The sequence below is a fragment of the Micromonospora psammae genome (assembly GCF_036902725.1).
Taxonomy (GTDB): Bacteria; Actinomycetota; Actinomycetes; order Mycobacteriales; family Micromonosporaceae; genus Micromonospora.
The window spans coordinates 1-23,182 of sequence record NZ_JBAKHM010000017.1 but is presented as its reverse complement, the minus strand read 5'-3'; the positions used below and the strand labels follow the sequence as shown (position 1 = coordinate 23,182).

Sequence of the window (23,182 nt, the reverse complement as noted above, 5' to 3'; positions counted from 1 at the left end):
ACATGTCGGAGCACTCAGCGAACCACCCAGCGGCCGCCGCGACCGGCCGCCCCCGTGCGGTCAAGGCCGTCATCCCGGCCGCCGGCCTGGCCACCCGGTTCCTGCCGGCCACCAAGGCGGTCCCGAAGGAGCTGCTGCCGGTGGTCGACCGGCCGGTGCTCCAGTACATCGTCGAGGAGGCCGCCCAGGCCGGCATCGACGACGTGCTGCTGATCACCGGGCGCGGCAAGACGGCCATGGTGGACCACTTCGACCGCCGGCCCGACCTGGAGGAGCGGCTGGCCAAGAAGCCCGAGCTGCTGGCCGCCGTGCAGCGCACCACCGAGCTGGCCGCCATCCACACCCGCCGGCAGCCCGAGCAGCTCGGCCTGGGCCACGCCGTCGGGTACGCCGAGTCGCACGTCGGGGACGCGCCCTTCGCGGTGCTGCTGGGTGACGAGTTCGTCAAGCCGTCCGAGCCGCTGCTGCCGGCCATGTTGGAGCTCCAGGCCCGCACCGGCGGGGTGGTGCTCGCCTTCTTCGAGGTCGACCCGGCCGAGACCAGCCGGTACGGCATCGCCTCGGTGGAGTCGGCCGAGGCGGAGCTGACCGACGTCGGCGAGGTCGTCAAGGTCACCGGCATGGTGGAGAAGCCCCAGCCGGAGGACGCGCCGAGCAACCTCGCCGTCCTCGGCCGGTACGTGCTGCCGGGCCGGATCTTCGACGCGATCCGCCGGACGGAGCCGGGCAGCGGCGGCGAGATCCAGCTGACCGACGCGATGGAGCTGCTGCGCAACGAGGGCGTGCCGGTGCACGCGATCGTCTACCGGGGCACCCGCTACGACACCGGCATGCCGCTGGGCTACCTCCAGACCGTGGTGCAGATCGCCGTCGAGCGGGAGGACCTCGGCGGTGAGTTCCGCAAGTGGCTGGCCGAGTTCGTCAACTCCGACGCGGCGGGCGGCTCCGGTACATGACCGCGACGGCCGACGCCGAGGCGGCCGCGAACGAGCTGACGCCACTCGCCGACTACCTGGGCAGCGTGCTGCGCAGGTTACGCGCGCTGCCTCCGCTCGACCTCGACCTCACCCAGGCGCACGGCAACGTCCTCGCCGAGGACGTCGTCGCGCCGCACTCGTTCCCCGCCTTCGACCAGGCGGCGGTGGACGGGTACGCGGCGCGCTGGGAGGACCTCGTCGGGTACGGCCCGGTCCCCTCCGGGGGGCCGGGCCGTACCGTGCGGCTGAACGTGGTCGGTGACCTCGGCGCGGCGAGCTGGCGCCCGGTCCGGCTCACCCCGGGCTCGTGCTTCTCGGTGGCCGCCGGGGCGCCCCTGCCCGTCGCCGCGGACGTCGTCGTCCCGGTGGAGTGGACGGACCAGGGCATGGCCGCGGTGGAGATCTTCCGCACCCCCAAGCGGGGGTACGGGGTCCGCCGCGCCGGCGAGGAGCTGCCCGCCGGCACGCTGCTCGCCCGCGCCGGCACGTACGTCTCGCCGGCGCTGGTCGCCGTCTTCGCCGCCACCGGCATCGGGCACGTGGTGGTCCGCCCCAGCCCGCGCGTGGTCATCGTGGCCACCGGCGACGAGCTGGTCGACGTGGGCCGGGGCAGCCAGCCCGGCCAGGTGGTGGACGCGAACTCGCACGCGCTGACCGCCGCCGCGGCCGAGGCGGGGGCGCTGGCGTACCGGGTGGGCATCTGCGACGACGACCCGGAGGCGCTGCGCGGCCTGCTGGAGGACCAGACCCTGCGGGCCGACCTGATCCTCACCAGCGGCGGCACCGGCACCGGTCCGGGGGACATGGTCCGCCGGATCCTGTCCCGCCGGGAGGGCGGCCGCGCCGGACCGGTCACCTTCACCGACGTGGCGCTCTATCCCGGCACCGCGCTGGGATTCGGTACGGTCGGTGCCGAGGAGGTGCCGGTGGTGTGTCTGCCCGGTGAGCCCGGCGCGGCGCTGATCGGCTTCGAGGTGCTGGCCCGGCCGGCGATCCAGCTGCTGGCCGGCGCGGAGCCGGTGTTCCGGCCCAGCGTCCGGGCGCACCTGCTGGAGACCGTGTCGTCGCCGGCCGGGCTGCGCGAGTTCCGCCCCGCGCACGTCGCCGAGCGGCGCGGCGGGGGCTACACGGTCCAGCCGCTCAGCGGTGGACCGTTCACCCTCTCCGGGCTGGCCGAGGCGAACGGGTTGCTGGTGCTCGGCGAGCGGGTCACCAACGCCGCCGCCGGGTCCACGGTGGACGTCCTGCTGCTGGACCGGCGCCGGTGAGCCCGTCCCGTCGGCCCGTTCCCACGGGCGGGAGGCCGGCGCGGTGAGCCTGTTCGGGCTCGGCCGGGTGCCGGGGTGGCCGGTGGTGCTGGTGGACGGTCCGGTGGTGCTGCGGCCGTACCGGCGCTCCGACGCGGCCGCCTGGTCGCGGGTGCGGCGCGCCAACCAGGCCTGGCTGTCCCCATGGGAGTCCCACCTGCCGGGCAGTTGGGACGAGACGAACTCGCCGGCCGCGTTCCGCTACGTGTACCGGGACCAGCGGCGGTCGGCGCGGACCGGCGAGGGCATGCCGTTCGCGGTCTGCCTGCGCGAGGACGGTCGGGAACGACTGGTCGGGCACCTCAACGTGGGCAGCATCGTCCGGCGGGCCTACTGCTCCGGCTACGTGGGGTACTGGGTGGACGCCCGGGTGGCCGGTCGAGGGGTGATCCCCACCGCGATGGCGCTCGCCGTCGACCACGCGTTCGGCGCGGGTGGGCTGCACCGGGTGGAGGTCAACATCCGGCCGGAGAACCGGCCGTCCCGGCGGGTGGTGGAGAAGCTGGGCTTCCGCGAGGAGGCGTACCACGTCCGCTACATGCACATCGACGGCGCCTGGCGTGACCACATCGGATACGCGATGACCAGCGAGGAGGTCGCCGCCGAGGGCGGCCTGCTGGCCCGCTGGCACCGGATCCGTTCCGCCCGCGGGTGAGCCGTCCCACGGACGGGATCGGCGCGGCGCGTCATCATCCGGGTCGGCGGCCCGTAACCTCAAGTAACTGCAAGCTGTGGCAAGCGCTGCCCGCCCGTACGATCTGCGCCGTGGACGACCATCCGGGGAAGATCCTGCGGTGGTCCGACGGTTGCCCCGAATTCGGTGACGGGAGGGGTGAGGGTGCCGACCTCGGTGCTCCTCGCCGTCCTCGCCGCCGCCGGCCTGCTCGCCCTGGCCCCGGCGCTGGTCCGTCGGTACGACGCCACCGAGCGGCTGGTGGCGGAGCGGGCGCAGTCGACGGCGCGGGTGCTCCAGCGCCGCCGGCGGCGTCGTACTGTCCCCGGCCGGCGACCCGTCAACCCGTCCCGCGCCCTTGTCGTCACCCTCAGCGAAGACTCCGATACGGGCGGTCTGAGTGCTCCGGTGTCGGCGCCCCCGGCCGCCGGGCGCCGGAAGGGTCGGCTCCGCGCCGTACCGCCGGCACCGCGCCGGGCGCGTCGTCGGCCGCCCCCGCACCGGCACCACACTCCGGCCGTCTACCGGCGGCGTCGGGTGCTCGCCGCGCTGCTGCTGCTGAACTTCGTCGAGCTGATCGGCGTGATCGTGGTCAGCCCCGGGTTCTGGATCGGCTTCTCGGTCACCGCCGCCCTGCTGCTGCTGTACGTCGTACACCTGCGGCGCCGGGCCCTGGCGGAGCGCCGGCGGCGGCGCCTCCGGGCCCGGGAAGCGGCCTGGCTGGCCGCCCGGCAGGCCGAGGTGCGGCGGGAGCAGGCCCGCCGGGCGGCGGCCCGCCGGGAGGCGCAGCGCCGTCTGGCCGCCCAGCGCGAGGCGGTACGCCGTACCGCGATGGGTCTCGACCGGTCGGGTGACCTGCCGGCGGCGGCCGGCGGCGGCGCCTCCGTCTCCTACCGCCGCACCGGCGGCCTCCGCGGCCGCCCCTACTCCTCCGGCCGCGGCTCCCACTCCGCCTGACCCTCCCTCCCTCCCTCGCGGCGATCATGCAGTTGTGGTGTGCGCTCTGTCCGCTCTTGCCCTTTTTGTGGGCACGACAACTGCATGATCGGCGGAAGTGGTGGGTGGCGGGCGGGGTGATTCGCGTGCGGGGCGGCGGACCTGTTAACCTTGGCGCCGGCCCGCCCGGTGAAAGCCGGGTGGGACCGAAGCCGGTTCGCCGGCGGAGGGGCTGTGGCGCAGACCGGTAGCGCACCTCGTTCGCATCGAGGGGGTCAGGGGTTCAAATCCCCTCAGCTCCACCCAAGGTAAAGGCCGTTTCCGCTAGTCGGAGACGGCCTTTTTCGATCTTGTACAGCAGCGGAGTACAGCAGTCCCTCACAGCTCGGCTTTGTTGTCGTACCCGCCAATACGATCTTGTGCATGGAGCGTCCGGTACGGCAGGCATACCTGAACATGATCGCCAAGCAGGTCGGGCCGGTGCTGCGAGGGCACGGTTTCAAACGGTCGCATGGGACCTTCCGCCGGATCTCCGATGCCGGCCATGCCGCGATCATCGAGTTCCAGGGGTCCACGGGCAGCTGGGGCGATACCTCGCTCTTCTACGTCAACCTCGGTGTCGCCACCGTCTCTTGGCTTGACTGGTTCCAGGAGCGCCTGGGCGGAAACTGCCGCGACCGGCCCACGGCGTCGGTCGCTCAATGGTGGACGCGGCTCACCGCTGCTCCCAGGCACTCCGACGGTTTCGATCGGTGGGCGATCCGGTCGGTCGAGGAAGCCGAGGCGTGCGGGGCTGTAGTCGGCCAGGAACTATCGGAGCGCGTAGTCCCGACCTTCGATGCCTTGCTCGCGCACTACACGCAACTTGACGAGGCCCTCGCCGATGGGCGAGTGGATGAGCTACCTGCGGCCTTCGACGCCCGCCCGCCCGATCCGCTCAACGGCATTGACCACTTCCGTCGGCTTGACCACCCCTACGTGGCGTGGATGCTGTCGAGGCGGCCCGCAGCGATCGAATAGCTGGTTCAAATGAACTGCTCGCCGAGGCGCTTGAGCGCCTTCTCGGTCGCCTCGGCGGTGACCTCGCTGTAGATGTTCATGGTCACGGCGATCTGGCTGTGCCTCAGGATCTGCATGGTGACCCGGGGGTGGACGTCGAGCGCCACCAGCAGGGAAGCGCAGGTACGTCGGGTGGTGTGCACGGAGATCTCCCGCACGCCGGCCTTGCGGCAGCGAGTCTTGAAGTCGCGGTGGAACTTCCTCGGCTCGATCGGCGTCCCGAGGCGGGTGGGGAAGACCAGGCCGTTGTCCTGCCATGCCCGGTCGGCGTGTTCCTGGTGCCGCTTCTGATCTTCTCGACGGGAGCGTAGGGCCGTGGCGCAGATGGCCGGCAGGGGCAGGTCGCCTCAGACGCCTCGGTCTTGGTCTCCCGGTGCAGGAGCTGCCGGCGGATGCGCTGGAGTTGGTAGGCCACCGACAGCTCGTTGGCGGCCAGGTCGACGTCCTCCCACCGCAGGCCCAGCACTTCACCCCGGCGCAGCCCGAGGACGAGGATCAGGAGGTACGCGGCGTAGAGCGGGTCGTCGTCGGCTCGGGCCGCCCGGCCCGCCAGCGTCCGTCCGTGCGCCAAGGTCCGCTTGACATGGCGGACCGGGCGGCGGCCTGCTCCCCGGAGGGCGGGTCGGCGGCAGACAGGATGGCAACAGCGCGCGGTCTGTGGGCGTGCCCGACGCAATAGGGGCCGCGTCATCACCGCCGGTCAGCCAGCATGACGGGGTGCCTGAGCTTGTGTGGGACGACGTCAAGAACTTCTTCGACCCGAACCTGATGGGTGCGTTGCCAGACGTGCGTGTCGAGGACGCTTCGGTGGAGGACTGGCAGGCGGTGTTCGACCTGGTCCAGGCGCAGGGCTGGAAGTGGGAGTACTCAGTGGGTGATGCCGTCGTGCCGCTTCCTCCAGCAACCGATGTGCTAGCGCGACCTGCTGACGCTGAACTGCCGATCTTGCGGGTGTGGCCGGTCCCTGGCGTCCTGGTCAACTTCTGGCCATACTCTGCGGTCGAGATCGACTTCGACATCGACCTGCGGGAGTTGCAAGGCCAGGAGCGGCTGGACATGCTGTGTGGGTTCTTTGCGGCCATCGGGCGCAGGCTGGGCAAGCCGGTCTTAATGGCTCCCGAGGGCGACTACCAGCATCCGGTCCTCGGCTTCGACGTCGAGGCTGACCGGGTCGTTCTCCTGGCCGACCCACGGCTACCCGAGCAAAACCAAGGCGGTCCTGGCGAGTGACTAGCTGGGTGACGACCGGCGCGGCTGCCTGGGGGTCAAGGAGTGTCCGGGGCGCACACGGGGCACAAGACAGCGGGAAACGTCGGCAACCAGCCATCAACGACGTGAGCCCAGCAGCGAGCGTGGCCAGCCCATCGACCAGGCCGCCGCAGGTCACGCGACCGCCCGTCCATGTTCCGCTTCAACGTCTGACACCCGGGCTGGGAGCTCACCCCTGCTGCCGACGCAGCTTATCGACGGCTGGCGGTTCCTTCGGGACGAACAACCTTCGGAGGGTGCCGGGTCCGGTGGGGTCTACTCAGGGCACCGGGCGCGTGCCACGCGTGCGGTCGCCCCACACCGGCGATTCCCAAGCTGACAGTGCCCGGGCAGACTGTCGGTGGACCGGTGGCAGAGCGGGGTTATTGCAGCGCTGAGATGCCGGATGCCGTGCGCACGCGGCCGTGCGTCACAGCCATCGACCGCGCGGGCGGAGTGCTGAGTCATTACGCTGGCATTGGCGTGCCCGAGCCGACGATCGGCCACCAGGACGCCGTGCGAGTCCGCGCCCAGCCGGCGCGCTGCCCTTAGCGGCGGGTGCCAAGGGACCACCAGGAGCGTACGGTCAGCGCCGCGATGGCGAACGGAGCGAGCACGGCTGCCAGTGCCAGACCACTGCGCGGATCGCGCGGAAGCCAGAGCACGTTGTCGCCGATCCCTACCGCGTGCGCAATTCGCGCGAGGCCGAAGAACAGCGCGATCGCCAACCCGACCACCCCGACGCGGTACCACCCTGGCCACCGGCACAGCGATGTCGCGAAGGAGCCAGGGATGGACATCGAGAACGCGGCACGGGTGGCTGGGCGGACCGGTGCGACTGCCAGGCCGATGAGGCGCCCATGTACCCGCAACAGGCCGCGAACCGCCCACGCTGCCGGCGGGAATAGGAGCAGCATCACCCCGATCCCGTGCACTGCCCAGGCGCCAGCCAGCGTTGGGCCACCCCAGGAGCCGTGATAGGTACTGGCCCAGACGTCCCCACCATCGTTGCCGTGCAACCCGAGGTACGGGCGGAAGGGGTAAACCAGCACGTTGATCAGGACGAGATACGCAAGGGCGGCAGTGAGCCCGACAGCCGCCGCCGCGACCGGCAGAGCGAGCAGCCCGTAGCCGAACCGGCGGGACGCCATTGTCCGTAAGGCCACCGGCACCGCGAGCACCGTCGCACCCAGTCGACGCCACATGATCGGTCCATACGTCTGCCGTGTGTACCAGCGTGCAGCCGGTCCTATTCGGAGGGTCATGCCAAGCAGTCTCCAGGCGTACCGGCGATCGAGACCATAAGGGTCACCCCGGAGGTCACCCGGAGAACCCGTGCCACCTTGACAGTTCTCGATCTAGGACGCGCACCGCCCACCAGACAGTGCCTAGGCGCTCGGTGGTCGGTAACGCCTGCCTGGTCGAGGAAACGATCTTTGCAATGCGGTGTCCGGCCAACGCGGGCCAGTCCGTGAAGCCGGACGCCTCCCCGATCCAGCAACGCTCCAGGTACTCCCAGCCGCGAAGCTGCTCAAGGTGCTCCGCCGCTACGAAGTGGGCGAGGCGAAGCCGGCCGAAGGCGTCATGCGAGATCCCCGACGGCTTCACCCTGACGCCCCTTGAATCCATCGAGACCCGCGACAGTACAGCAGCCCACAGGAACCGCTCGCCGAGCCGGCTCTAAGGACGGAGCCTGTCGGGATCGTCGAGAACGGCTTCTGCCAGCCGCCCCGGGAACATGCGCTTCACGCTCGCGGCGTATCCACTCCCGTCGGCCGGCCGCGTTACTCGGTCGCCGTCAACCCGCACGGGCATGGAGACAGCAGAAGGGACCTCCAGCGCCGGCGAACCCTCGCACTGAGCCCAGGCGAACGACGAGGAGCCTTCCTGCCCGAGCAGTCGGACCTTGCACGTGCCCGGTCCGCTGACCAGTTCGGCGGAAAGGAGTGCGGCGAGACGCTGCTCCTCAGCCTGGACGGCCGCAGTGCCCCGATCAGGTAGCGCGTACTGCTGCTCGGAACAGCCAGCGACCAGCCCCACCGCCAACCCGAGCCAGACGAAGTGTCGACCATTCACCTTCCGAGCATCCCACCTCAACGGGCGGGACAAGGCCCCAGAAGCAGCCAAGCCAGCGGGCGCTGGGCGAACGAAGATGTACGTGGATGCCCTCGCCGATGTTCAGCTCGCGTCGCTCTGCTGAGGTAGGGGAGGTATCGCGCGGCCAAGGCTTGTGGTCAAGGCACGCGGGTCAGCCTGCGGCCTGACGAACCATGCGGTTGGCGTCGGTGCGTTCGATCGCCGTTGCTCGGAGGAGTTCCCCGGCGACGGTGCGGACGAGCGCGACGACCGCTGTGCCGGACAGCCCGAGACCCGTCCGATGTGCCTCGCTGGCCTGACAGACGGCAGCCAGTGAGCGCTGCCGCGTCCGGTGTGGTTCTCGTCCGGCGATGAAGTCCTGGTTCAGATCGCGGACCGCCAGCCCGAGGGTGGCCACCGCGTCGGACAGGAGGGGCGGAATCTGCTCGTCGTTGGCGATGAGGGCGACCGACTTGCGGGTGAGACCGCGGCTGGCCAGCACAGCTTTGTTGAGATGCTCCGCGCCTTCGCTGTACTGCTGAAGCGAGTTGCGCCAGTGACGCCGTTGCGGTGAGAGCTGCACGACCTCGCGGGCGCCCTGCAGCGCGTCGGACAGCCGCGCCAGGTCACCACCCATCTCCCTCAGCTCGCGAAGCGCTGCATGGACACTCGGGGCGTCACGGTCGGCCAACCCTCGCCCCGCTGCGATCAGTTGCGTGGCCATCCGGGTGATGGCGGGAGAGGCGGCCTTGCGCACGAGCCGCAGCGGATTGAGCGGAAGGAGAACGGTCGCGACCGCCAGCCCGATCGCGCCACCGGTCACCGCATTGACCAGCTGGGTCAGTTCCACCGCTCGCGCGGTCGGCTCGACCGCGGAAACCAGCACCGCCGTTCCGCCGGCCTGCGTGATGACACCCCCACGTCCGGTCAAAGCGATCGCCAGCAGAATCGTGGCAGTGACGATGAGGCCAATTTGCGCCGCCCCGTGCCCGATCAGCACGAGAAACGCGTTCGCGATCGCGATGCCCAGTCCCACACCGGCGATGAGCTCGATGACTCGACGCAGCCGCTGACCCACTGCCGCCGCCACGGTGCCCACGGCGGCGATCGGCGCGAAGACCGGGTTGTGAGTGCTGATCCCGATCTCGCGTGCCGCGATCCAGGCGAGGCCAGCCGCGAGGCCGGCTTGAACGGCCACCCCCGCATAGATGGCCAGCTGTCGCCTTCGGTCCCGTTTGGCGGTTCCTGTCCGCTGCCGCCAGGCGTCGAGCACCTCCTCGGCCCGCGCGGTGTGTGCGTCGCGCGGGACGCTCGCCGCAGGCTCCGGTCGCGACCGCCGCAGCTCGTCCATGGCGGGGGCATCCCCTCCATCGCGGCCGGCAAATCCGTCCGATCCGCTGGATTCCGCCCGACCCCTCAGCGCTCCACCCAGGTCGAGGGCCTTCCGCTCGTCGCGACGGCTTTTTCCCGGTCTCGTACTGCAGCTACCGCCTTGCCGTCGGTGCCCAGGTAGGTAGGGTCCGGCAAGATCATCTCGCAGTACGCGTACTTCGCGCTGACCTCGGCTCGGCTCTCGGCCGCCGAGATCACCGCGAGGCTCGCTCGGGTGTTGGAGTTTCTTCGACTGACGCGAGCCGAGCTCGACGTGGACGAGTACGCCTACGGATGAGGCCGGCTCCGGTGAGCAGGCCGCGGTCAACACCGGCCGGGTATCGGGACGGTGCCGCACGCGTAGGTCGCTGCCTCAAGGAGCTCTGGGGTGAGTCGGATCCCGGTGAGGTGTTCGGCGAGGGCGAACGTCGCCTCGGTGTGGAGTTCGTAGCTCGCGTCGTCGTCCTCGCTGAGATCGAAGCCGACCTGTCGCATCACCTCCAGGAGGCCGTCGGGGTCGCTGCCGTCCCGACCGCTGGGGAACAGCGGCTCGAAGTGCAGTCGAAGGTCCCCGTCCTCCAGCCAGAAGAAGTGATCCACCGCGTTGACGTTGCGAAAGTGGGACACGAGCCGGGTGCCCTTCGAGAGCGGGACGATCACCTCGTCGAGGGTGCCGAGATAGCCGTTGGGTTCGACGGCGAGTGCCCAGTCACCGACCGCGGTGACGCCGACGAACAACGGGTCACCGTGGTGTTCCTTCCATGGCTGGTACGCGGGCTCGAGCAGCTCCTCGGCGCCGGTCACGCGGCACTCCTCCCGCGCGCCCAGTCGGTTCAACAGCTCCGCAGGCGTCAGTCCCTTGACCAGCGTCATGCAGTAGGCCCCCATCAGGCCGGGAAAGCGGTCAGGAAACCAGGTGTAGTCCGAGGCGGTCGCGGTCATGTCCGGATCCTCGCAGGCGTCACCGACACCGCCGGTACGGCCGATGACCCGGGGGCAGAGGCGTCGTGCCGCCGCAGGCTTCCCCACCCGTGGCGATGATCGAGAGCCAGCGGTAGGTGGATCGCGTCAGCGGCACGACGGCCGGCCTCGATTGCGGTGGCGGTGCCGGCTACCCGGGCCAAGGATGGGCCCATGCTCTCCGAGAAGTCGCCGCGAATCGTGCTGGTTGACGACCTCCGCGCGTTCGTCGATGGCCGGGTGGCACAGGTGGCGCGCACCAGCGCGGCGGGCGTTCAGGCGCTGGAGCGACACCGCGGAGAGCGGTTGGACGAGCTGTGGCTGGATCACGACCTCGGTGGGGACGACACGATCTGGCCCGTCGTCGAGGTGTTGGAGCAGGCCGCGTTCGAGGAGCGGCCGTTCGACATCGGAGTTGTGTACATCCACTCGGCGAATCCGGTGGGCGCGATGAAGGTCATGCAGGCGTTGCGGCGCTGGGGTTACCACGTCCGCTCGGCGGCTGGATCGCCGCAGGTCGGCTACCTGGCCGAGGCCGATTAGCGGGCGGGTCGGGCGATCGCGGTGGCCGGCGATGTCGGCCGGCCGTCGAATGGGCGGGCGTCCGGCGTCCGTTGGCGGCTGCACTCGGGCCGTGCGACACGCGACGGGAGTAGTCACGGCAGGGCCGTGACCTGCGGGGCCGTCGCAGGTCGGTGACCCCTTCCGAGCCGTCCAACATGGGCGGGTCGGAGCCGTGACCCCGGCGGCCGGTGACCGGCCGCCGGGGTCTGCCCGGTCAGGACTCGGAGGCCCTGCGGCGGTAGGCGATGAGCAAGGCGGCGCCGGAGGCGACGGCGACGCTGCCGATGCCCGCCAGGACGGGTATCAGCGCACTACCGCCGCTACCGCCGGTCACCGGTAGCTGGGTACGGGTTGGGGTCGGAAACCCGGTCGGAGTTCCCGTCGGCTGGCCGGTCGGGGTGCCCGTCGGGGTGCCGGTGGGCGTGCCGGTCGGGGTGCCCGTCGGGGTGCCCGTGGGCGTGCCCGTCGGGGTGCCGGTGGGCGTTCCCGTGGGGGTGCCGGTGGGCGTTCCCGTGGGCGTTCCCGTGGGGGTGCCGGTGGGCTGGCCGGTCGGGGTGCCCGTCGGAGTGGTTGTCGGCGTTCCTGTGGGTTGGAGGCAGAGGGGGGCGTTGATGGTGTTGTTGTCGAGCGTGACGGCGCCGGTGCGGGCCAGGGCGCGGCCCTGGAGGGTTGCGCCGGTGTTCATGGTGATCGAGGCCTGGGCCAGGATGTTGCCCACGAACTGGGTGCCGGTGCCGATCGTGGCCGAGCTGCCCACCTGCCAGTAGACGTTGCAGGGTGAGGCCCCGTTGATGAACAGGACCCTGCTGTTGGAGGCGGTCGTCAGGGTGGAGTCGATCTGGAAGATGAACACGGCCGCCGGGTCGCCCTGGCCGTTGAGGGTCAGTGTGCCGGTCAGTTGTGCGGCACCGATCCGGTACACCCCCGGGATAAGCGTCGAGCCGCCGAGTTCCGCGGGGAGGTTGGTGAACGGGGTGCGGCCGGCGGCGTCGTTGTAGGCGGTGGTCAGGTCGTTCTTGGCTTGCAGGGCGACGGCGTCGGCGAGGTGGATCTCACCGGCGACGGTGCCCGGTGGGAAGCCGGTGGCGGTGTTGCCGGGGTGGACGCCGAGATCCTGTGCCAGGAAGCTCGGGCCGGTGTTGGTGACGGTGGAACCGGCCAGCACGGAGAAGTTCGCCGCTGTCCCCAGGCCGACCGGCGCCGGCTGGGCGCTGGCACCGGTTCCACTCAAAATCAGCAGGGCGGCGGCTGCGAATGCAGCGGTGACGGCTGCGAGTGCCGGCAGCGCGGCGCGATGACGGTGGCGGATCGAAGTGATTGTCACGTTTGGCCTCTCATGGTGTGTCTCCGGCAGGCGCTGTTACGACAGCGGGCCGTTGTCACGCCGAAGTGCAGCTATAGGTAATCGGACTTTTGCACATCTAAGCCATAATTGAGTAGAAAATGGCCAAGTCTCTGGTTGGTCATTGACGAGGCTCCAGACGGAGGGCCCGGCGAGAGCCCTTCTCCTGCACGGGGGTTGCCGCGTATCGGACGGCACGGAAGGGGAAGCGAGCTGCGGCGGCGGTCTGTAGGGTCGGTTGCCTGCCCGGCCGCGCCGAGAGGAGCCGGAAGTGCCGGAAGGCTGGGAGTGGGACGGGTCCCTGTTCGAGGGCAGTGCGCCCTACTACGAGCGGGGTCGCCTGCCCTATGCCGCGGGTCTGCCCGAGGCGCTCAGGCATGCGCTCCTGCTCGACGGTTCCGGACGCCTGCTCGACGTCGGGTGCGGGCCCGGCACGGTGATCCTGCCGCTCGCGCCGATGTTCTCCGAAGCGGTGGGAATCGACCCGGACGAGGGGATGCTGGCCGAGGCTCGCCGACGGGGCGAGGGTGCCGGCGTCGGCAACGTCCGATGGGTCCGGGCGCGCGCCGAGGAGTTGCCGGCCGGGCTCGGCGCCTTCCGGGTGGCGGTCTTCGCGCAGTCCTTCCACTGGATGGACCAGGAGCGGGTCGCGGACACGGTCCATCGGATGCTGACTCCGGGCGGCGTGTTTGTGCACATCAGCGACGTCAAGGAGCCGCTCCCCTCCGCCGGGCTGCCGTACCCCGTTCCTCCCACCAGCGGAATACGGGGACTGGTGCGGCGCTACCTGGGGCCGGTGCGACGGGCCGGTCAGGGCGTGCTGGTACGCGGCACCCCCGGCGGGGAAGCCGTTGTGCTGGCGCGGGCGGGCTTCGCCGGTCCTGAGCGGCTGAGGGTGCCGGCCGACACGGTGCTGGAGCGGACTGTGGACGATGTCGTCGCCCGGGTCTACTCCCGGTCGGACTCGGCACCCCACCTGTTCGGGCCGAGGCTGGCCGAGTTCGACAGCGATCTCCGAAGACTTCTGCAGGAGGCGTCGGCCGGCGGCCGGTTCTCGGAGCGGGTACCGGACACCGAGGTGTTCGTCTGGCGCAGGTCCGCGACCGCCGACTGACAGCCCGGGCCCGAAGTCCCCTCTCCCTGGGCACCCGGCGACGCGGAGCGCCGGGAGGGGTGGACAGGGCCGAGGCACCCGAGTCGCCGCTCGGCGCCGGCGCGGTGCTTCACAATGAGGCCATGGTGTTGGGGGTTCCGCGTCCGATCGTGGTCGCGCCGATGGCCGGCGGGCCGTCGACGACAGAGCTGGCGATGGCGGCGGGGACCGCCGGCGCGGTCGGGTTCCTGGCCGCCGGTTACAAGGCACCGGACGCGGTGGCGCGGGAGGTCGCGGAGCTGCGGACGAGCCGGCTGCCGTACGGGTTGAACATCTTCGTGCCGTCGTCACCCCCGGCCGACCTGGCGCCGCTGCGGGAGTACCGCCGAGCACTGGAGCCGGAGGCGCAGCGGTACGGGGTCGACCTGCCGCAGCTGCGGCTCGACGACGACGACAACTTCACGGCCAAGGTCGAGATCGCCGCCGCCGCGGCCGTGCCGCTGGTCAGCTTCACCTTCGGGATGCCCGAGGCATCGGCCGTCCAGGCGTTGCGCAGCGCGGGGTGCGCGGTACTGGTGACGGTGACCGACGTCGAGGAGGCGCGGCGGGCGGCCGCCGCCGGCGCGGACGCGCTGATCGCGCAGGCCGGCTCGGCCGGCGGCCACTCGGCCACCACCTCACCCGCCGGATACGACGGATCCTCCACCACCCCGGAGCTGGTGCGCGACGTCGTCGCCGCCGTGGGCCTGCCGGTCGTCGCGGCGGGCGGCACCGGCACCGCGGCGGACGTACGACGGGCACTGGCCGCGGGCGCGGTCGCCGTGCAGGCGGGTACGGCGTTCCTGCTCGCCGACGAGGCCGGGACGCGGCCGGCGCAACGGCAGGCGATGCTCTCCGGGCGGTTCACCGAGACGGTGGTGACCCGGGCCTTCACCGGCCAGCCGGCGCGGGCGCTGCGGAACCGCTTCACGGACGCCTGGTCGGCGAGCGCGCCGGTCGGGTATCCCGCGGTGCACCACCTGACCGCGCCGATCCGCGCTGCGGCTGCCGAACGCGGCGACCCGGACGCGCTCAACCTGTGGGCGGGTACCGCGCATCGGGACGTTCGCCCGGGGCCGGTGGCCGAGATCCTGTCCCGATTGGACGGCTGAGCATCCGCCTGACCGCGGCACGACAGCGCAACGGGCCGGCCCCAGCAGGGAGCCGGCCCGTCAGCGACGTGGCGTCACGGCTTCCAGGAGCCGGCGGCCTCGAAGTTGTGCTCGTACTCCACGACGCCGCTCTTGTCCTTGACGTCGAAGACCACCGCGCCGGACCGCTTGCTGCCGGTCCGCAGCTTGCTGCCGGCGTCGAGCATGTCCCCGCCGCAGCCGGAGAGCGCGCCGGCCAGCCCGTTGGCGGTGGTGCCGTCCTCGGCCACCCACTTGAAGTAGAACGGGTTGATCGAGCCGGTGCCCTTGGTGACCGTGGCGGTCACGTCGGCGACCAGGTAGAGGCCCTTCTGCGGCTCCGGGGCGAACGAGCGGCACGCCTTGGTGGAGGTGCTGAACTTGCGGAGGGTGATCTCGATGGTGCCCTCGTCGTCCTCGATCACCAGGGTGTCGCCGGGCTTCATGTTGAACGTCTCGCCGTCGGTCGGGGCCGACTTCGTGGGCTTGCCACCGGGGACCGCCGGCGCGGCGGTGGTCGTCGGTAGCGAGCGCTCCAGCTCCTGGGCCTTGTCGGCGGCCTTCTTGCCGCCCGCCACCACGGCCGCCACGGCACCGCCGCAGCAGAGCAGCAGGAGCACCGCCACCACGATGCCGACGATGACCCAGATCTTCTTCTTCGACTTCGCCGGCGCCTGCGGGGCGCCCAGCGGGTAGCCCGGGGGCACCGGCCCGCCCGACACGGGCGGGTAGCCGCCCCCGGAGACCGGCGGGTACGGCGCGCCGGAGACCGGCGGCTGCGCCGCGTTCGGGTCGTACGCCGGGTAGGGCGAGCCCGAGACGGGCGGCTGCGGGGCGTACGGGTTCTGCGGGGCACCCGACACGGGCGGCTGCGGGGTGGTCGGGTCCACCGGCGCGTAGGGGTTCTGGGGCGGACCGGAGACCGGCGGCAGCGGCGCGGTCGGGTCGGCGGGGTACTGCGGCACCGGCGCCGTGGGGAACGGGTCCACCGGCGGCTGGTTGGGGTCCTGCGGCCCGTGAGGGGGCTGGGGCTGGCTCACCGTACTCCTCGGCACTTCGACAGATCGAACTCCTGGACGCTAGTAGGTGCGCGCAAGCCGCTCAGCGAAGGGGCAGCACCGCCGCCGTCCGGACCAGGTCGTCCTCGACGACGAACCGGCCGGTGACCACGGTGGGCGGATCGGCGACGGTCGCCTCGGCGACCCGGGCCGGCGCGATCCGCGCGGTGAACACCCCCGCGTCCGGGTCCAGCTCCACCGTGGCGTCCTGGAAGTCCAACCAGGACCCCACGACCGGGTGCCAGACCTTGTAGACGGTCTCCTTGGCGCTGAACAGCACCAGCGGCCAGTGGACGCCGGCCGGCAGCCGGGCGCACCACCGCTCCTCCTCCGGCCGGCAGATCAGCCGACGTACCCCCGGGTTGAGCTCGCGGAGCCGCTCGGCGTCCATGCCGACGGACCGGACGTCGGTGGCCCGGGCGACCGCCGCCGCGCAGTACCCCCGGGTGTGGGTGATGGTGCCGACCAGGCCCGCCGGCCAGACCGGGGAGCGGTCGGCCGCGGCGGGCACCGGCGCGGCCGGCAGCCCGAGCGCGGCCATCGCCCGCCGGGCGCAGGACCGTCCGGCGGTGAAGTCCTGCCGTCGGCTCAGCACCGCGCGTTCGCCCAGCCCGGCCGCTTCGGCGGCGAGCAGCTCGCCCGCCCAGTCCGTCGGCCCGGCCACCGCCACCGCGACGATAGGCGGCAGCAGGTCACGCATCACCCACCCCTTTCAGGTACGACCGCATTCTGGCCCGTTCGGCGTCGAGCCGGTCGGCCGGAGGGTGAACGTACCGCAACGGTGTAACGGCGGAGAGTCCCGTGACGCTGTTGGGGCGACACGGGGTAGTCGTCCGGTGTCCGCCCGTGCCGGCGGGTCGGACCGGCGACGGTCAAGACCGCAACGATCAACGTGAGAGGAAGTGCCCATGACAGGTGCCACCGCGTCGTCGGACTCCCCACCCGACGAGCACGTCCCGCTGACTCCCGGCTGGATCTGCGGCTCCTGCGGTGACGAGTGGCCCTGCGCGACGAAGCGGGACCGGTTGCTCTCGGAGTACCAGGTCGACCGCGCCTCGCTCAGCGTCTACCTGGGTTCCTGCCTGGCCTCGGCGAGTGCCGACCTGTCCGGGTCGCCGGTCGACCGGTTGCGGGACCGGTTCTTCGGATGGGTGCCGAGGGGTCGGTGACACCCGGACGCCGGTGGTGGCCGCCGACGGCGGCCACCACCGGCGGTCAGGCCCGGCGCGGGCGGCGGGTCAGGCCGAAGCCGACGACACCGGCGACCGCGGCGAGCACCCCGCCGACCGTGGTCCAGATCCAGCGCGAGCCGAGGTCGGGCAGCCAGTCGGCGAACCTGTCGTCCTCGGCGTCGACGGGGGCGGCCGTCGGCTCACCGGTCAGCACCGTGCCGGCCTCGGTGACCGGGGTCAGCGGGGCGTTCAGCTTCCCGTCGTCGCGGGAGCCGTCGTCGTCGGCGCTGACCAGCAGCTCCACGTCGACCGGGAGCCCCAGGTCGGGCTCGGGCAGGTCGACCACCGAGAGCCGCAGGTAGTAGGTGCCGGGCAGCGGGTCGGCCGACCACGGCTCCGCCCAGGAGCGGACCTGACGCAGCGTGCAACCGAGCGTGACGGTGCCGGCCGAGGCGTCCACGGTCGGCGTCTGCGCCCCGTCCGTGCAGGCCTGCCGGCGGCGCAGCCCGTCGAAGACCTCCACCGTCCAGGTCGAGGTGCCGCTGCGGGTCTTCGGGAACGACACGCTGGCGGTGATCCGGTGGCGCTGGCCGGCGGTGGCCGGGAACGACCAGTACAGGAAGTCGCCGATGGAGGCGTCGACCCGTACCGGCTGGCCGGCGGCGATGCCGGTCGCGGTGAGGAAGGACGTGCCGGCCCGGGTGACCGGGGTGGCGCCTGGGGAGGGGGTGGGCGTGGTGGCCGCGGCCGGGGTCGGGGCGGCCAGCAGGGCCAGTCCGGCGGCGGCCAGCGCCGCACCGGTCCGGACGATCGGGGTTCGGGTCATCGGTTCTCCCTCCAGGTCGTCGTCCACCAGCGGGTGAGCAGGCCGGTGACCAGCCCGGCGAGCAGGCCGGCCAGGGTCAGCAGGGCGAGCAGCACCCAGCCTCGGCCGAGGTCGGGTGCGGCCGGGGCGGGGGAGGCGGCGACCACGTCCACGGTCAGCTCGACCGGCATGCCGGGCGTGGCCCGGGTGCCGGCTCGGGGTGCGAAGGCGTTGCTGACCACCAGGCAGACCGTGGTGGTGGGCGCGGTGCCCGCCGTGGCCTCCGGTGTCGGGGTGGCCCCGTCCTCCGTTGCCGACCAGCGCAGCCCCGCCGACACCACGTCGGTACGCCCGCTGCCGGCGTCCACCCCGCGGACGAGTTCCCGACCGTCGGCGGTGGTGGCCCGTAGCAGGACCGCGTGGTCGGGGTTCACCGGCCGGTCCAGCGCCAGGCTCACCGAGGCCCGCAGCTCCTGGCCGGGCCGGACCGGGACCCGGTACCAGCGGTGTTCGGAGAAGGTCTCCCGGTCGCTGTAGACGCCGGGGGCGAGCAGCGGCGCGTTGCCGCAGCCGGCCGCGCCGCCGACCACCGTGGGGGTGGCGGTGTAGGTCTGGTTCGCCCGGTCCACCAGTTGTTTGATCCGGCCGGCGAGCTCCTCGGCGCTCTGCGCCGCCGTGTAGGTGCCGCCGGTCGCCCCGGCGATGCAGAGCAGCTGCCGGCGCACCTTTTCGTCGGGGGCGAGACCGAGGGTGTCGACGACCAGCTTGGTGCCCTGGGCGGCCAGCTCCCGGGCCACCTCGCACGGATCGGGTGGCGCGCAGGTGTCCTCGCCGTCGGTGATCAGCACGATCCGACGGGTGGTGGCGCCGGTGCCGAGGTCCTGGGCGGCGGAGCGCAGCGCCAGGCCGACCGGGGTGAAGCCGGTGGGTCGCAGGGTCGCCACCGCGGCCTTGGCCTGGGTGCGGTCGACCCGGCCGACCGGCACGATCTGCTGGGTGTCGAGGCAGCCCTGCTTCTTGTCCTTGCCGCGGTAGGTGGCCCCGAGCACCCGGATGCCGAGCTCGGTCTCCTCGGGCAGCGCGTCGACCACCTCGTTGAACGCCTGCTGGGCGACGGAGATCCGGCTGCGCCCGTCGATGTCCCGGGCCCGCATCGAGCCGCTGACGTCGAGCACCAGCTCGACCCTCGGTGGCTCGGCCGGTCTCTCCTCGTCCGCGGCGGCCGGCGCGGGGCCGGTCAGGATGATGGCGGCCGCCAATCCGATCAGGACGGCCGTCGATCGTCTCTTGTTGATCACCGCGCGAAGTGTAGTGAGATCCACTCTGGATGATCGTCGGGGGCGGGGTGTTGCCCCGGCCGGGTCGGGGGCGGCCACCCCGGCCGCCATCGCCGGGCCGGGTGCTGCCTCCGTCGTTCGGGTGGCGTCCGGTGTCGCGCGCCGGGCCTCCAGCGCCGTTCCGCCGCGTGGGGCACTGGGCGGGGGTGCGGCCCCCGCGCCGCTGATCACCGCGATCCGGCAGGAAAGGTACGCCCCTTCGGTTCGAACCGACGGACGGTCGGCGCGAGGTGACCAACCGTGAGATGTCAGATGTAAACCAATTGCTCCCCTGCGCATCCGTCGGGAATCTGACTCGAGTCCTCCCGTTGTGCCGGTGCCACAACGTGGTTAAGCTTTTCCTGCGCGCCCCAATCGCCCGCTTCCCCCGTGGCAGGCGATCGGGGCGCGCGCTATTGTGCCCGCGGTTCTCAGCGGTCCCGTGCCCACGCCGGTCGACCCCGCCCCGGGCCCCTCCCCACTCTTCCGAGTCGCACCCGTCCGAGCCGAGCCGGGCGGTCGTCGCCACGGCCCGGCGGTCCGGCGCGCGGTCAGATCCAGCGGCCGTCCAGCCACATCCGGGCCGACCAGTCCTCGTAGGGCAGCAGGGTGCCGACGAAGATCGGATGGAAGTACGCGAAGCAGAGCGCCACCAGCAGCACGTACCCACCCACCACGAGGCCGCCCACCAGCCGGCGGTCGTACCCCTGCTCCGGGTCCGCGTCGGCGGGCGCGGCGCCCGCCGGCCCGGTCGGCGTGACGATCGCGCCGAGCACGTAGACGACGGCCAGCACCAGGAACGGCAGCGCCGGGGCGGCGTAGAAGGAGAACATCGTCCGCCCGTCCAGGGCGAACCAGAACCAGGGCAGCAGGCCGGCGGCGACGGCGACCAGGATCGCCCCGGCCCGCCAGTCCCGCCGCGCCACGCCCAGCCAGACCAGCGCCACCAGGGCGGGCAGGAACGACCACCAGAGCAGCGGCGTGCCGAGCAGCAGGATCTCCGCGGCACAGCTCGGCGCCCCGCAGGCGCCCTCTCCGGACCAGTAGAACGCCACCGGCCGGCCGAGCAGCAGCCACTGCCACGGCCAGGACTGGTACTTGTGCGCGGACTCCAGGCCGGTGTGGAACTCGAACGCGGCCTTGTGATACTGGTACAGGTTGTTCAGCGCCCCCAGTACCGGCGTGTCGCTGAGCATCGGATAGCTCGGCGACGCCGTCCGGTAGTAGCCGACGTCGCCCAGCAGCCAGCCCGACCAGGTGAGCAGGTACGTCCCGACGATCAGCAGGCCGGCGAGCACCATCCAGGGCAGCTCGTCGAGGAGCGCGTCCAGCCAGGGGCGGCGCACCCCGGCGGAGCGCCGGACGCCGACCTCCCAGAGGAACACCAGCACCGCGAAGGCCGGGACGAACCAGAGCGCGCTCCACTTCACCCCGACCGCGCAGCCGAGCAGCACCCCGGCGGCGAGCCGCCACCACGGCCAGGTCCGCCAGCCACCGGCCGGCCGCCCGGCCCGCCCCCGCAGGCTCGGGTCCAGCCCGCCCTCCAGCGCCCGGGTCCAGCGGCGCCGTCGGGCGTCCCGGTCCAGCACCAGCGCGCCGAACGCCGCCAGCACGAAGAGCAGCAGGAAGATGTCGAGCAGCGCGGTGCGGGAGAGCACCAGGTGGAAGCCGTCCAGCGCGAGCAGCAGGCCCGCGGCGCAGCCCAGGACGGTGGAGCGGAAGAGCCGGCGCGCGATGCGGACCAGCAGCAGCACCGAGACGATGCCGGCGACCGCCGCGGAGAACCGCCAACCGAACTCCGGGGCGGTGGTCACCAGGTGCCCCGGCACTGAGATCCCGTGCTCCTGGTCCTGGTAGCCGAAGGCCCACTCGCCGAGCCCGATCAGCCACTTGCCCAGCGGCGGGTGGACGACGTACGACGGGCCGTTGTCCTTGTAGTTCCACTCGACGCCCTTGTCGATCAGACCGTAGCCGTCCCGGGCGTAGTAGATCTCGTCGAAGATCTTGCCCTTGGGCGAGCTGAGCCCGAGCAGGCGCAGGACGGCCGCGATCGCCACCACCACGGCGGTGGCGACCCAGGAGTTGACGTCCAGCCGGGCCTCGACGGTGGCGAGCCGGCGGCGGACGACCGCCGGGATCCCCCCGGCATCGGTCGGGGGGGCCGCCGGTCCGGACCGGTCCGCGCTCGCGCTCTGCGCTGTCGACGCACTCGTCACCCGGCGATCGTAGGCTGCGAAGGTGCCCGGTGGCGCCCATCGCCACTGACATTGGCACAGCTGTCGATGAAGGAGCACACCTCCGTGGCTGAAATGTCCGAGCTCGGGCGCCTGATCCTGCTCGGCGCGCCGCTGGGCAACCCGGCCGACGCCTCGGCCCGGTTCCGTGAGGTGCTCGCCACCGCCGACGTCGTCGCCGCCGAGGACACCCGCCGGCTCGCCCGGCTCGCCCGCGACCTCGACGTCAGCGTGCCCGGCCGGATCGTCTCCTACTTCGAGGGCAACGAGGAGCGGCGCACGCCCGAGTTGGCCGAGGTGCTCACCGCCGGATACACCGTCGCCCTGGTCACCGACGGCGGAATGCCCAGCGTCTCCGACCCCGGCTACCGGCTGGTCCGGGCCGCCCTCGACGTCGGCGTGCCGGTCACCGCCGCCCCCGGGCCCAGCGCGGTGACCACCGCCCTGGCCCTGTCCGGGCTGCCCAGCGACCGGTTCTGCTTCGAGGGATTCCTGCCCCGCTCACCCGGCGGGCGACGGTCCCGGCTGCGCGCCCTCGCCGCCGAGGAACGCACCCTGGTCTTCTTCGAGGCCCCGCACCGGATCGCCGGCGCGCTGGCCGACCTGTCCGCCATCTTCGGCGCGGACCGGCCCGCCGCCCTCTGCCGGGAGCTGACCAAGACGTACGAGGAGATCGTCCGTCGGCCGCTCGGGGAGCTGGCCGAGTGGGCCGCCGACGGTGATCCGCGGGGCGAGATCACCGTGGTGGTGGGGGGTGCGCCGCACACCGCGCCGGAGCGGCCGGACGACGACACGCTGCGCGCCGCGGTCGCCGCGCGCGAGGCCGCCGGAATGTCCCGGCGGGACGCCATCAGCGAGGTCGCCACCGACCACGGCCTGCGCCGCCGCGACGTCTACACCGTTGTGCACAGCTGAGCGTCCCGGCCAGGAGGGGGCCGGCGACCACCCCGGGGCGGTCACCAGGCGGCGACGAGGAAGCCCAGGGTGATCAGCAGCGGCCCGGCCGACGCCCCGGCCACCGCCCAGCGGCGGTGCCGGCGGTCGGCCAGCCGGAGCGCCCCGGTCCACCGGACGATTCCGGCGCCGCAGCCGACCACCACCAGCAGGCCCAGCAGCCAGCGCAGGTGCCGGGCCACCCCGTTGTCGACGTACGCCGTGTCGGCGTCCGGCCCGGTCATCCGGGCCGGCAGGGTGGTGCCGGTGGCCCGGCGCTCGCCCGGCACCCCGCTGACCCGGACCCCGTGCGCGAGGAAGCGGCCGTCGGTGGCGGCGAAGATCCCCCGGCAGCGCTGCGTCAGCCCGCCGCCGGTGCAGTCCGAGATCGCCACCGTTCCGGTGGTGGCGTGACCGACCGCCAGCCAGAACGGGCCGGCGCTCACCCAGGCGAAGAACGCCGCGAGCAGGCTGAACGCGAGCAGCGCCGCGAGTCCGCGTACCGGGTCGGGCGAGTGGGTGGCGCGGGGCGCCGGGCGGCGGGCGGGTGGGTCGGCCGGGGCGCGCTCGCCGCGTTTCGGCTGCTCGCGCAGGGGTGTGCCGTCCCAGTGCACCTTCTCGATCGGCGCCCAGGAGTGCCCGCCGTCCGGGGTGCCCGTCTCGGGGGCCCGGGACGGCTGGCGGACCGGGACGCGGCGCGGCACGGCGTCGACCGGCGCCCCCGTGGTCGGCTCGACCTCCACCGGTGAGTCGTCGGGGCCGGGCACCAGCCGGGGCTGCGGGGCGACCGCGGCGCCCCGCGTCGTGCCGTCCGCGCGGGTCGTACCCTCCGGGCCACCGGCCGGGCCGGCAGCGCCCGCGCCCGCCGGGCGGGCCGGGCGGCCGCGGG

General features: G+C 72.5%; 22 protein-coding genes and 1 tRNA gene. 12 read left to right on the top strand and 11 right to left on the bottom strand.

Annotated features, from left to right (window positions below; translation table 11 throughout):
- Positions 1-2 precede the first annotated feature (2 nt).
- From V6U79_RS19940 to V6U79_RS19915, 6 genes are all read left to right on the top strand, one after another.
- On the top strand, positions 3-956 hold the full coding sequence (locus V6U79_RS19940; protein WP_334615431.1) for a UTP--glucose-1-phosphate uridylyltransferase: 954 nt from the start codon (positions 3-5) through the stop codon (positions 954-956).
- Positions 953-2,245, top strand: a complete 1,293-nt coding sequence (locus V6U79_RS19935; RefSeq protein WP_334615430.1) for a molybdopterin molybdotransferase MoeA — start codon at positions 953-955, stop codon at positions 2,243-2,245. Before V6U79_RS19940 ends, V6U79_RS19935 begins: the two co-directional genes overlap by 4 nt.
- A 43-nt stretch (positions 2,246-2,288) precedes the next feature.
- Positions 2,289-2,939, top strand: coding sequence for a GNAT family N-acetyltransferase (locus tag V6U79_RS19930; protein WP_334532939.1), 651 nt, complete (start codon positions 2,289-2,291; stop codon positions 2,937-2,939).
- 177 nt (positions 2,940-3,116) lie between these two features.
- Positions 3,117-3,914, top strand: coding sequence for a divisome protein SepX/GlpR (gene sepX, locus V6U79_RS19925; protein WP_334532936.1), 798 nt, complete (start codon positions 3,117-3,119; stop codon positions 3,912-3,914).
- 207 nt (positions 3,915-4,121) lie between these two features.
- Positions 4,122-4,195, top strand: a tRNA-Ala gene (locus V6U79_RS19920).
- A 121-nt stretch (positions 4,196-4,316) separates the two neighbouring features.
- Complete coding sequence (locus V6U79_RS19915) at positions 4,317-4,913, top strand: DUF4304 domain-containing protein (RefSeq protein WP_334615429.1); 597 nt, start codon at positions 4,317-4,319, stop codon at positions 4,911-4,913.
- 5 nt (positions 4,914-4,918) lie between these two features.
- Here the strand turns inward: V6U79_RS19915 and V6U79_RS19910 are convergent, their stop codons facing one another.
- On the bottom strand, positions 4,919-5,164 hold the full coding sequence (locus tag V6U79_RS19910) for a tyrosine-type recombinase/integrase (RefSeq protein WP_334615516.1): 246 nt from the start codon (positions 5,162-5,164) through the stop codon (positions 4,919-4,921).
- 505 nt (positions 5,165-5,669) lie between these two features.
- Here V6U79_RS19910 and V6U79_RS19905 point away from each other — a divergent pair.
- Positions 5,670-6,182, top strand: coding sequence for a hypothetical protein (locus tag V6U79_RS19905; protein WP_334615428.1), 513 nt, complete (start codon positions 5,670-5,672; stop codon positions 6,180-6,182).
- Positions 6,183-6,748: 566 nt separating this feature from the next.
- Here V6U79_RS19905 and V6U79_RS19900 read toward each other — a convergent pair.
- From V6U79_RS19900 to V6U79_RS19890, 3 genes are all read right to left on the bottom strand, one after another.
- On the bottom strand, positions 6,749-7,405 hold the full coding sequence (locus tag V6U79_RS19900; RefSeq protein ID WP_334615427.1) for a hypothetical protein: 657 nt from the start codon (positions 7,403-7,405) through the stop codon (positions 6,749-6,751).
- 1,043 nt (positions 7,406-8,448) lie between these two features.
- Positions 8,449-9,627, bottom strand: a complete 1,179-nt coding sequence (locus V6U79_RS19895; RefSeq protein WP_334615426.1) for an FUSC family protein — start codon at positions 9,625-9,627, stop codon at positions 8,449-8,451.
- Positions 9,628-9,971: 344 nt separating this feature from the next.
- On the bottom strand, positions 9,972-10,589 hold the full coding sequence (locus tag V6U79_RS19890; protein WP_334615425.1) for a DUF6461 domain-containing protein: 618 nt from the start codon (positions 10,587-10,589) through the stop codon (positions 9,972-9,974).
- A gap of 192 nt (positions 10,590-10,781) precedes the next feature.
- On the opposite strand from V6U79_RS19890, the gene V6U79_RS19885 reads away from it, so the two are divergent.
- Positions 10,782-11,150: a cyclic-phosphate processing receiver domain-containing protein gene (locus V6U79_RS19885; RefSeq protein ID WP_334532899.1), complete on the top strand. Its 369-nt coding sequence runs from the start codon at positions 10,782-10,784 to the stop codon at positions 11,148-11,150.
- Between the two features lie 235 nt (positions 11,151-11,385).
- Here the strand turns inward: V6U79_RS19885 and V6U79_RS19880 are convergent, their stop codons facing one another.
- On the bottom strand, positions 11,386-12,402 hold the full coding sequence (locus V6U79_RS19880; protein WP_334615424.1) for an ice-binding family protein: 1,017 nt from the start codon (positions 12,400-12,402) through the stop codon (positions 11,386-11,388).
- Between the two features lie 382 nt (positions 12,403-12,784).
- Here V6U79_RS19880 and V6U79_RS19875 point away from each other — a divergent pair, with 382 nt between their 5' ends.
- The gene (locus V6U79_RS19875; protein WP_334615423.1) at positions 12,785-13,627 is read left to right on the top strand and encodes a class I SAM-dependent methyltransferase; all 843 of its coding nucleotides are present in this window, start codon (positions 12,785-12,787) and stop codon (positions 13,625-13,627) included.
- 122 nt (positions 13,628-13,749) lie between these two features.
- Positions 13,750-14,757, top strand: a complete 1,008-nt coding sequence (locus V6U79_RS19870; protein ID WP_334615422.1) for a nitronate monooxygenase — start codon at positions 13,750-13,752, stop codon at positions 14,755-14,757.
- A 74-nt stretch (positions 14,758-14,831) separates the two neighbouring features.
- Here V6U79_RS19870 and V6U79_RS19865 read toward each other — a convergent pair whose 3' ends face one another.
- Together V6U79_RS19865 and V6U79_RS19860 are read right to left on the bottom strand one after the other, a co-directional pair.
- Positions 14,832-15,815 carry a DUF4352 domain-containing protein gene (locus V6U79_RS19865; protein WP_334615420.1) on the bottom strand — a complete coding sequence of 328 codons (984 nt, stop codon included), beginning with the start codon at positions 15,813-15,815 and terminating at the stop codon, positions 14,832-14,834.
- Positions 15,816-15,876: 61 nt separating this feature from the next.
- A complete protein-coding gene (locus tag V6U79_RS19860) occupies positions 15,877-16,533 on the bottom strand; it encodes a 4'-phosphopantetheinyl transferase family protein (protein WP_334615419.1) in 657 nt (218 codons plus the stop codon).
- 208 nt (positions 16,534-16,741) lie between these two features.
- On the opposite strand from V6U79_RS19860, the gene V6U79_RS19855 reads away from it, so the two are divergent.
- Complete coding sequence (locus V6U79_RS19855; protein ID WP_334615417.1) at positions 16,742-17,002, top strand: hypothetical protein; 261 nt, start codon at positions 16,742-16,744, stop codon at positions 17,000-17,002.
- Between the two features lie 46 nt (positions 17,003-17,048).
- On the opposite strand, the gene V6U79_RS19850 is transcribed toward V6U79_RS19855, so the two are convergent.
- The 3 genes from V6U79_RS19850 to V6U79_RS19840 form a co-directional block, all read right to left on the bottom strand.
- On the bottom strand, positions 17,049-17,831 hold the full coding sequence (locus V6U79_RS19850; protein ID WP_334615416.1) for a peptidase: 783 nt from the start codon (positions 17,829-17,831) through the stop codon (positions 17,049-17,051).
- Positions 17,828-19,108, bottom strand: coding sequence for a VWA domain-containing protein (locus V6U79_RS19845; protein WP_334615415.1), 1,281 nt, complete (start codon positions 19,106-19,108; stop codon positions 17,828-17,830). The genes V6U79_RS19850 and V6U79_RS19845 overlap by 4 nt, the downstream gene beginning before the upstream one ends.
- 569 nt (positions 19,109-19,677) lie before the next feature.
- Positions 19,678-21,342, bottom strand: coding sequence for a dolichyl-phosphate-mannose--protein mannosyltransferase (locus V6U79_RS19840; RefSeq protein WP_334615414.1), 1,665 nt, complete (start codon positions 21,340-21,342; stop codon positions 19,678-19,680).
- Between the two features lie 66 nt (positions 21,343-21,408).
- Between V6U79_RS19840 and rsmI the strand changes: the two genes are divergently transcribed.
- Positions 21,409-22,275 (top strand): 16S rRNA (cytidine(1402)-2'-O)-methyltransferase, encoded by an 867-nt coding sequence (gene rsmI / locus V6U79_RS19835; RefSeq protein WP_442933801.1) that lies wholly within the window; start codon positions 21,409-21,411, stop codon positions 22,273-22,275.
- A gap of 41 nt (positions 22,276-22,316) precedes the next feature.
- Here the strand turns inward: rsmI and V6U79_RS19830 are convergent.
- The coding region (locus tag V6U79_RS19830; RefSeq protein WP_334615413.1) for a hypothetical protein at positions 22,317-23,182 on the bottom strand (866 nt) is incomplete at its 5' end.

Coding starts and splice junctions, on each gene's coding strand:
- V6U79_RS19935 (WP_334615430.1), top strand. CDS start 953: ATGACCGCGACGGCCGACGCCGAGGCGGCCGCGAACGAGCTGACGCCA.
- V6U79_RS19890 (WP_334615425.1), bottom strand. CDS start 10,589: ATGACCGCGACCGCCTCGGACTACACCTGGTTTCCTGACCGCTTTCCC.
- V6U79_RS19940 (WP_334615431.1), top strand. CDS start 3: ATGTCGGAGCACTCAGCGAACCACCCAGCGGCCGCCGCGACCGGCCGC.
- V6U79_RS19915 (WP_334615429.1), top strand. CDS start 4,317: ATGGAGCGTCCGGTACGGCAGGCATACCTGAACATGATCGCCAAGCAG.
- V6U79_RS19885 (WP_334532899.1), top strand. CDS start 10,782: ATGCTCTCCGAGAAGTCGCCGCGAATCGTGCTGGTTGACGACCTCCGC.
- V6U79_RS19860 (WP_334615419.1), bottom strand. CDS start 16,533: ATGCGTGACCTGCTGCCGCCTATCGTCGCGGTGGCGGTGGCCGGGCCG.
- V6U79_RS19900 (WP_334615427.1), bottom strand. CDS start 7,405: ATGTGGCGTCGACTGGGTGCGACGGTGCTCGCGGTGCCGGTGGCCTTA.
- V6U79_RS19855 (WP_334615417.1), top strand. CDS start 16,742: ATGACAGGTGCCACCGCGTCGTCGGACTCCCCACCCGACGAGCACGTC.
- V6U79_RS19870 (WP_334615422.1), top strand. CDS start 13,750: ATGGTGTTGGGGGTTCCGCGTCCGATCGTGGTCGCGCCGATGGCCGGC.
- rsmI (WP_442933801.1), top strand. CDS start 21,409: ATGAAGGAGCACACCTCCGTGGCTGAAATGTCCGAGCTCGGGCGCCTG.
- V6U79_RS19850 (WP_334615416.1), bottom strand. CDS start 17,831: ATGACCCGAACCCCGATCGTCCGGACCGGTGCGGCGCTGGCCGCCGCC.
- V6U79_RS19895 (WP_334615426.1), bottom strand. CDS start 9,627: ATGGACGAGCTGCGGCGGTCGCGACCGGAGCCTGCGGCGAGCGTCCCG.